The organism is Komagataeibacter xylinus NBRC 15237 (assembly GCF_001571345.1).
Taxonomy (GTDB): domain Bacteria; phylum Pseudomonadota; class Alphaproteobacteria; order Acetobacterales; family Acetobacteraceae; genus Komagataeibacter; species Komagataeibacter xylinus.
In genome coordinates this window covers 1-8267 of sequence record NZ_BCTP01000075.1, presented here as the reverse complement: position 1 = coordinate 8267, position 8267 = coordinate 1, and the positions used below count along the sequence as shown (strand labels likewise).

At 54.9% G+C, this 8267-nt stretch carries 8 protein-coding genes and 2 pseudogenes; 4 read left to right on the top strand and 6 right to left on the bottom strand.

Features of this window, described 5'->3' with window-relative positions; translation table 11 throughout:
* The 3 genes and pseudogenes from GXY01S_RS17615 to GXY01S_RS19255 form a co-directional block, all read left to right on the top strand.
* A partial coding sequence (locus GXY01S_RS17615; RefSeq protein WP_156470338.1) for a phosphatase PAP2 family protein occupies window positions 1-474 on the top strand: 474 nt, incomplete at its 5' end.
* Window positions 475-876: 402 nt separating this feature from the next.
* Window positions 877-1337, top strand: a pseudogene (locus GXY01S_RS17610) (transposase); the annotation flags it as partial.
* Entirely contained in the window at window positions 1319-1465 is a 147-nt protein-coding gene (locus tag GXY01S_RS19255) for an integrase core domain-containing protein (RefSeq protein ID WP_169797766.1), read from the top strand. The pseudogene GXY01S_RS17610 and the gene GXY01S_RS19255, both read left to right, overlap by 19 nt.
* Before the next feature lie 79 nt (window positions 1466-1544).
* Here GXY01S_RS19255 and GXY01S_RS15745 read toward each other — a convergent pair whose 3' ends face one another.
* The 4 genes from GXY01S_RS15745 to GXY01S_RS15730 all read right to left on the bottom strand — a co-directional run bounded on the left by GXY01S_RS15745 (window position 1545) and on the right by GXY01S_RS15730 (window position 6668).
* A complete protein-coding gene (locus tag GXY01S_RS15745; RefSeq protein ID WP_061276638.1) occupies window positions 1545-3014 on the bottom strand; it encodes a sugar porter family MFS transporter in 1470 nt (489 codons plus the stop codon).
* Between the two features lie 43 nt (window positions 3015-3057).
* Window positions 3058-3921, bottom strand: a complete 864-nt coding sequence (locus GXY01S_RS15740; protein WP_061276645.1) for a shikimate dehydrogenase family protein — start codon at window positions 3919-3921, stop codon at window positions 3058-3060.
* 89 nt (window positions 3922-4010) lie between these two features.
* Window positions 4011-5075 (bottom strand): LacI family DNA-binding transcriptional regulator, encoded by a 1065-nt coding sequence (locus GXY01S_RS15735; protein WP_242501312.1) that lies wholly within the window; start codon window positions 5073-5075, stop codon window positions 4011-4013.
* A gap of 249 nt (window positions 5076-5324) precedes the next feature.
* Window positions 5325-6668 carry an IS1380 family transposase gene (locus tag GXY01S_RS15730; protein WP_019087664.1) on the bottom strand — a complete coding sequence of 448 codons (1344 nt, stop codon included), beginning with the start codon at window positions 6666-6668 and terminating at the stop codon, window positions 5325-5327.
* A 254-nt stretch (window positions 6669-6922) separates the two neighbouring features.
* On the opposite strand from GXY01S_RS15730, the pseudogene GXY01S_RS17605 reads away from it, so the two are divergent.
* Window positions 6923-7168, top strand: a pseudogene (locus GXY01S_RS17605) (transposase); the annotation flags it as partial.
* Window positions 7169-7316: 148 nt separating this feature from the next.
* On the opposite strand, the gene GXY01S_RS15725 reads toward GXY01S_RS17605, so the two are convergent.
* A complete protein-coding gene (locus GXY01S_RS15725; protein ID WP_061276637.1) occupies window positions 7317-7877 on the bottom strand; it encodes a recombinase family protein in 561 nt (186 codons plus the stop codon).
* A gap of 178 nt (window positions 7878-8055) precedes the next feature.
* On the bottom strand, window positions 8056-8267 hold a 212-nt coding region (locus GXY01S_RS18800), incomplete at its 5' end, for a hypothetical protein (RefSeq protein WP_218003174.1).

The window sequence follows — 8267 nt, the reverse complement described above, 5'->3', positions numbered from 1 at the left end:
AGACCTCTACATGACCCAAACTTACACTTGGCAACGCCTTACTGGATAGACCCTGACGCATTCAATCATTGGGCTTCTTTCCCCAGTGATCATGCAGCGTTATTAGGCGGCCTCGCCTATACCATATATCGTTCCAGTAATTCTCTTGGAATTGTATCATTTTTATTTATATTAATTATTAACACCACGCGTATGTTTTTTGGATATCATTTCTTTACAGATATTGCGGCCGGTACAGCACTGGGAATATCATGCGTCATTGCTTCAGCCCCTTTGAACAAAACCAGACTGGTGAACTATCTTACCTTGCTTGAGGCCCGAAAGCCTGCTTTATTTTACTGTGGCGCATTTTATATATGTCTGTGTATATCCAATATGTTTGCCGAATACAGGGATGAAGCCGTGCGCCTGAAATCATCAATACATCTTCATCTGCACCATAAAAACAAGCAGTCAGTCGGAGCCGCTGATTGAGGACGTTTGTCCGAAGAGCGGGACCCCACCGGAACCTCTTCGGCGAACGATCTCTGCGATTTTCTGGCTGCCGCAACCAACAGCCGCATTCTTCCTCATCGCTGCTACAGCCAGACTACATCAAGGCCTAACAGACCTTATTGACAGAAAAGTTCGGATAGAGTTTGTCGAGCTCTGCACTTGGCCTGGGTTAATTCCGAGCCAGATGACTAATTGAACTGCCCCGGGTTTACCGGAGAGTAAAACTCTCGGAGGATGAGCCCTATGGTAGAGAAGAAGACATCGCGTTATTCGCCTGAGTTCCGTGAGCGCGCCGTGCGCCTTCTGGACGAGCATCGCTCGGATTACCCGAGCCTGAAATGCCCTTGATTTGAAGTAAGGTCTGTCCATAGGAGACAGACGATGAAGAAAGCACGTTTCACGCAGGAGCAGGTCATCGGGATACTGAAGGAGCATCAGGCGGGCGCGACGGCAGCCGATCTGTGCCGCAAGCATGGGATCAGCGATGCAACATTCTACACATGGCGATCGAAATACGGCGGGATGGAGATATCGGAAGCGCGGCGGCTGAAGGCTCTTGAAGAAGAGAACGCGAAGCTGAAGCGGTTTCTGGCGGAGAGCGTGATGGACGTCTCGACGCTGAAGGAACTGCTGGCAAAAAACTCGTGACGCCCGGTTTGCGGCAGGACGCCGTGGCCTGGGCGATCCGGGAGAAAGACTATTCACAGCGACGGGCCTGCCGGCTCATTGGCATGGATCCGAAGACCTAGTGCTATGCGTCACGCCGCCCGGATGATGCCGCAGTGCGGGGGCGGCTGCGCGAACTGGCTGCAGAGCGGCGACGATTTGGCTATCGGCGCATGGCGGAGCATGGCAGGCTGACTACAACGCCGTCAGGCCGCACACCAACCTCAACGGCATGACTCCAGAGGCTTTCGCTCAACACGCCAGCAAGGCATACAATAACCCACAGACCCTAACTCAAAACTGAGGGCACGTTCGGGGCAGGGTCAACATTAGTTTCTGTATTGAAATAATAAAAATGAATTTATTATAGTTATTTATAATTATCACTTTCCATGTGTTTTGTAAAAATTTCCATGACGCAAAGAATTTTCAATATGCTCTAATGTTGTCCCGGCTGTTTCAGGGACATATTTCCAGACAAACAGAAATGCCGCGACGTTAACAAGCCCAAATAGCCAGAACGTTCCTGTCGTACCCAAGGCGTTAACCAGGGAGAGTGTAATCAAGGATACAACAGTGTCAGAAAGCCAGACTGTTGCGCTCGCCAACCCCATTGCCTTGCTGCGTATAACGAGAGGAAACACTTCAGCGGCAATCAGCCAGACCGCGACGGATAGCGAACCAAAATTAAAGAAGATATATCCTAGCAAGGAAATTACCATCAGGGTCAGACGTAGACCTGTGAGTGGTGCCGCACTGACGAAAATGGCCCCCAGCACAAACAGGGAGAGCGCAGCAAATGGCAGCATAACCAGCATCATGCGGCGCCTCCCCACTTTGTCGATCAGCACAATCCCCATGGCTGTTGTGAGAGTGGAGGTAACGCCAACGGAAACAGATGTCAGTAACGCTGCGGAATGTCCTAGCCCGGCCTGCGACAGAATGATGGGGGCATAGTAAACAATGACGTTGGGCCCTGATAGTTGAGAAAAAGCAGCCACCCCCAACGCGGCGATAAGTGCCGGGCGAACCCATATCTGTCTGATGCTTCTCCAATCGGCTCCATTGTCTTCTTCGGTCCTGACAACGAGTGCCTCGTCAAGCTCATCGCGTACAACTTCCTTATGGCCGCGGAGCCGATAGAGAACAGACACCGCATGCCGTTCGCGCTCATTATGCAACAGCCAGCGCGGGCTTTCGGGCAAGAACAGCATACCAGATGCCAGGAGCAATGCGGGCAGCGCGCCCAGCATAAACATGGCACGCCATGACTCCGCACTGCCTGAAAGTTCGTAGCCAACAAAAAATGCAAGAAGCAGTCCTAGAGAGAAAACAAGCTGGAATAGCGACACCAGTCCTCCCCGACGGGATGCTGGTGCCAATTCCGCTACGTAGACGGGCACGATCTGCGTCGTGGCGCCAACGGCAACGCCCAGGCCGAGGCGGGCCCAGATCAGCACCGTCACATCAGGGGCCAGCCCACATCCGATCGATGCCACGATGAATACCACCGCTGCCGCCATAATGGCAGGGCGCCTGCCCCAGCGGTCCGAAACCGGACCGCTTAGCACAGCACCGAAAATAGCACCGATGTTTAACGAGGCCGCAACCCATTCCTGCCCCATTGTTGAAAGAGAGAATGTCTGTGTCACGAAAATCAGAGCGGACGCGATGATACCGGTATCGTAGCCAAAAAGTAGCCCACCGACTGCTGCTACTGCGGCAGCGATGGAGACATATCGACGTGCAGACTGTGTCTGGTCCTCTTCATGGGCTAAATCTGCGAAAGCGGATAGGGCACGCTTATGCATCAAGGAAGCGAACTTGTCTTGGGTGCCCGGCGTGTGGGTCATGACGGGACCTCCATTTTCCATGATATGGGGCAGTGCCCGGAGTTCATTCCGCGTCGGACGTGTTGAATATATCGCTCAAAGTACGCTTCATAACCGTTGCATCAAGCGTCTTTCCCAACCACAGTTCCACACCGATCACACCCTGATTGACTAGCATTCCAAGACCCTCAAGCGGTGTGCATCCCCGTTTTTTGGCCTCACGCAGGAAGCGGGTGGTCGGCGGATTAGGAATGACATCCGCGACTATCTGTCCTGTCTTCAGGGTGTCTACATCTACTGCCGCCATGGCCTCCGCGTCTCCAAAACCAACCGATGTCGCGTTGATCACGATATCCGTTCCATCCGGGATGCGCGCCTCGCCTGCCCACAACTGAGCCGTTGCATCGCATTTCGTGTTGTCACGCACGAGACCGGCAATAATGTCAGCCTGCGTCTTTTCCACGTTGACCACGGTTATATGCGCTGCGCCAGCCAAACCCAGTTCGACGGCGATCGCCCGCGCGGCTCCACCGGCGCCGAGAAGAAAGACGTTCGTACCTGCAGGATGTATGACGGTCTGGAGAGAAGCGAGAAAACCCTTACCGTCGGTATTGTCGCCGATCAATCTACCATCACGGATGCTCACGCAGTTGACTGCACCAATAATCCGGGCGGCCTCAGCCATGTCGTCAAGATACTCGATAACAGCGACTTTGTGGGGCAGGGAGCAATTGAAGCCGGCCCATTCCATGGCCAGGGCACCGCGCACGGCTTCACCCAGATGCTCGGGCTTCACGTCACAGTTAATGTAACGTGCGTCTATTCCTGCGTGCCGGAAACCGGCTTCGATCATTGCGACGGTTGGATTGTCTGCACATGGGGTCGAGAACGAGCCGGTGAGAACGCTGCGGAAAGTGCGGTGGGTCATGATGCATTCCTTGCTACTGGCTGTGAGTGTCGTATGCATAGCTATGCAATGAAGGCCCCTTTTTGCCGAGGAGCGCAACCCCCGATACCTTAATTACCCGGGCGTGTGCTGCCGCGTTCGATCAACTGCGCGTTAATGAGGCGGGTCTCCGAGTAGGGATGATCAACCGTCTGCAGCGCCGTATCGAGCATATCCATTGCGACGGCCACCATCTGATCTGTTCTCTGGTCGAAGGAGGTCAGATCATAGCCATGCCATGCTGCCTGAGGGATATTATCGTAACCCACTACGATCACATCATCAGGACAATGCAACTCTCCGCGTTCACGTAGGGCGTCCAGTACGCCACAGGCCATCATATCGTTACTGGAAAAAATACCATCGGGACGAACACCCCGCTGCAGGAGACGGCGCACGGCATTATAACCGCTCTGATAGGTATCATCGCCACGAAGCTTGATCAGTGCGCCAGAATGGCCGGATGCCCTCTTCAGGGTGTCGCAAAATCCTTCTGCTCTCGCACGGGAAGCCGCGTTTTTTGCTGGGCCGGCCAGCCAGACAGGATTGGTCACACCCTGTTTGAGGAAAATCCCTGCGGCGGTCTGGCCTGCACCGTAATTATTGGATACGACTGTGGATATCCATGGGCCCACAAGGGATGAGTTAAAACAGATAACGGGCGTTTGAAGTTCTGATAGTGCATCAGCAACGGATTTTGAACCCACTGCCAATGAGGTCACAATCGCGTCAATTCTGTAGCTGGCCAGTTGGTCAAGCGCGGTATCCAAAGTCAATGCATCATCCACCTGAACCAGAAGAACCTGAAGTTCTGCCTGACGCAGGGCTATTGCCAGCCGCTCCAGTGCGGAAGCATAGAATGGGTTATCCAGTCCACCGATCACGACCCCAACCATGCAAGATCGTCCAGAGAGCATGATACTTGGTATCCGGTTGGGCCGGTAACCGAGGGCGGCAGCTGCGGCTAATACTTTTTGTCTCGTTCTGTCTGAAATACTTGCACTTGACGAAAAGGCACGAGAGACTGCCGACTGTGACACACCGGCCAGTTTGGCGACATCTATCGACGTGACGGAGCGAATGGCTGTGGTCTCCCTTACCTCGTGCAGCGTGTCGCAACCGTTTACGGATGGCACTCATGCGGTTATCTACTATGGGTGAGCGGAAGATGCCAACCTCTATATTCCTTTCCTCGAGGTCACGTGGAGCATCAAAGGGCTAGCCCATCTTATTCACGGCATTGAGTATTTTGCGTGGATTTTTCCGTTTCTATGGTTTGGGCGCGCGGGATCGCACCGGGTTGAGGCGGTGTCATTTTGAAACGGTGGATGGCTGCGGCTGGGGTTGCGAGGACGGGGCACGTTCGGGGGCGATAGCCCCGTCTGTCACGGGCCGGCAGCCTGCATAGAGATGGCGAGACTGCGGAACAGCGCCGCTTCGGGACAGGCTGCGGCAAACGCGATACGGACACGGGTCGCGGTTTCCAGGATACGCCCGGCGATTTTCAGAAGACGATTTCGTAACGTGGTGAACTCGGCCGAGGCGAGCGGCTGTGGGGCTGGGATGGCGTCCCGCAGGGTGAGCATCAGCCAGTATGCGGCAGTGTGCAGCACCAGGCGGACCTGGTTGGCCAGTGGCGATCGACAGCTTGTGCGGTCGGATGCCAGTTGGCCCTTGTGACGCTTGATCAGGTTTTCGGCCTGTCCACGGGCACAGTAGAGGGCACCGTAGAGCCATTCGGCGTTGCCGCCTCGCAGGCTGGTGACCACGCAGCGTATGTCGAGGCCCAGCGTCGTGGCTTCGATCCGGGCGGCCACGCGCCGCTGTTGCTTCCAGGATTTCGCGCCATAACGGATTTCGGCATAGCCGCGCAGGGATTGCGCCCGCGTCTCGGCACGCCGGACGCGGATGTCATCGGCCGAGGGTTCGAGAAGCCGGTGCAGCACGCTGTTGCCCGGCAGGCCGAAGATATAATCGACGTCATGCGCCTCGCACCAGGCCATGACTTCGGGACGTCCGTAATGACCATCCCCACGAATGGTCAGCCGGGTGTTGGGCCAGTGGCTGCGGATACGGCGGATCAGACGACGCAGGTGACCGCGAATTTCCTGTCCGGACGGGGTCTTGCCCGGGCGGATGATAATGGCAACCGGCCTCGACGTGGCGGCATCGTAAACATGGATCGGCATAAAGCACCGCTCGTCATGATGCGCGTTGAACAGGGCGAGTTGCTGATGACCGTGCACCACATCGACCGTATCGTCGATGTCGAGCGTCACCGCGGCGGGTGGCCGGGCGTAGCTGTCGCACCATGTATCGACCAGGGCATAGGTCAGGCGAATGACCTCGCGCAAAGTCGGGGCGTTCTCCCAACGCGAGATCGTGGGTTGCGAGCACAGATCCCGACCCGTATCGGGCAGTCGTCCGCAGGCGAGCTTGAAACCCGGATCGCACCGCAGGTGATCGAGGTCGTCGGCGTCCTCGTAGCCGCAGGCAATGGCCAGCATACGGGCGCGCAGAATATCGGCCACCCCGTGTGTCACCCGTCGCGGATTGCGTGGATCGGCTATGAGCCGGGCGAGGCGATCGGCCATGCCGATCCGCCGCTCGGCGGCAGCCAGCAACAGGACACCACCATCCGAGGTGATCCGGCCACCATCAAAATCAGCCGTGATTTTCTTGTGTCGGATGGCTGGAAACAGGAACGGCTGGCTCGTATCGTCGGACATGGCGGGTGTGGCTCGGCGTGATCGGAGAAACGGATGGCTTTGACACCCAATTCGTAAACCCAATCAAAAGCTTAGGCGATACCCGCCGCCCAGTCTCGACCGCCCCCGTGAATAAGATGGGCTAGAGGGTATTATGTACTTTCGTGCGCGATTGGTTCAGTAATGCTGAATGACGCAAGTTCGGAAGCCGTATCCCTCTGACGTATCAGACGAAGAATGGTCGTTGATTGTCCCGTATCTGGTTCTGATGCGAGAAGCCGGCCGAGGCAGCCCGCACCCACGGTATCACGCTTGAAGTCGTCAGGTTGCCCGAAGCCAAGCGCGGCTTTGTCCTGCTGCCTCGCCGATGGGTCGTAGAACGGTCTTTCGCATGGGCCACACGACGCCGCAGACTCGTTAAGGATTACGAGCGCTACGCTTCAACGCCCGCAAGTCTTCATGTCGTCACTTTCGCATGCTTCATGCTTAGAGACGCCGCTATACTTGCTCAAGGTGCATAACACCCTCTAGATGCGCTGGTGCTTAAGCGATCAGAAAAAAACTCTCCACCACAGCATTTTTGTGGCAATTACCATGCGGGCTTATCGTATATTCCAGCTTCCAAGCCTTTATGAAAACACTCGGTTCAATTCAAATCTTAATAAGTTCTTACTTGTTATTGGTAACTGCCCGATAGATGGTGGCTTTATGCACGCCAAAACGGGCTGCAACTTCTGAAATGGAGAGGTTCTCGTCACGGACAAGCTTTCGTATCGTCGCAATCTGCTCTGCGCTGAGCTTGGCTGGCCGACCAAGATGGACACCCCGTTCCTTGGCCCGTTTCCTACCCGTTTCCGTGAGGTTGCGGCTTAATGCACGTTCAAATTCAGCAATGCCGGCAAAAACACCAAGAATCATCTTTCCATAGGGAACGGTGGTATCGGCCCAGGGTTCACACAGGGAACGCAGTCCCGCCCCTTTTTCACGCAGTCGATCAGCCACCTCCAGCAGGTGGGGCGTTGACCAGGCGAGACGGTCCAGAGAATAGACAACCAAAGTATCGTCAGAAGAAAGTTCCATCAGGACGTCCCCCAGAATGGGCCAGTCCCGCCTCATTGTAGGAACTTTTTCCTCATATATTTTTTGACAACCCGCCTTTCGGAGTGCTTCTACCTGATGGAGAAGCGTCGCTTCTTCCGAATTTTCGCGCGCGTACCCGATCAGCATCATATTATTCGTTTATATTGGCACATCAGCCTTATTTTATAGACGATTGCGCGAATGCATAGCCAGCATTTTTTTGGTTTTCAAATGACGGGTCTTATGCAACAATAAATTCCGTTACGTCCTCATCACCTCCACCATCATGCGGTTTCACATCGGGCAGAAAGGCCACGCCACAAATATTTCATATTTTGGCCCAATAGCCAGCAGTCAGAAAACCCGAAACTTCCTTGCTGGTGCGAGTATTTTTGAGACAGGCGATACATATGAAAATGGCAATAGACAATGGCTGCTCCCTTGTAGTCCGTACGAATGAGACCGCGGTCAGAAACGGCTTTTTCAACTGGAACAACGTGATTGAGGTTGTAAACAGATCACTTCCCCTTTCACGCAGGT

Coding starts and splice junctions, on each gene's coding strand:
- GXY01S_RS15745 (WP_061276638.1), bottom strand. CDS start 3,014: ATGACCCACACGCCGGGCACCCAAGACAAGTTCGCTTCCTTGATGCAT.
- GXY01S_RS15740 (WP_061276645.1), bottom strand. CDS start 3,921: ATGACCCACCGCACTTTCCGCAGCGTTCTCACCGGCTCGTTCTCGACC.
- GXY01S_RS15730 (WP_019087664.1), bottom strand. CDS start 6,668: ATGTCCGACGATACGAGCCAGCCGTTCCTGTTTCCAGCCATCCGACAC.
- GXY01S_RS15725 (WP_061276637.1), bottom strand. CDS start 7,877: ATGATGCTGATCGGGTACGCGCGCGAAAATTCGGAAGAAGCGACGCTT.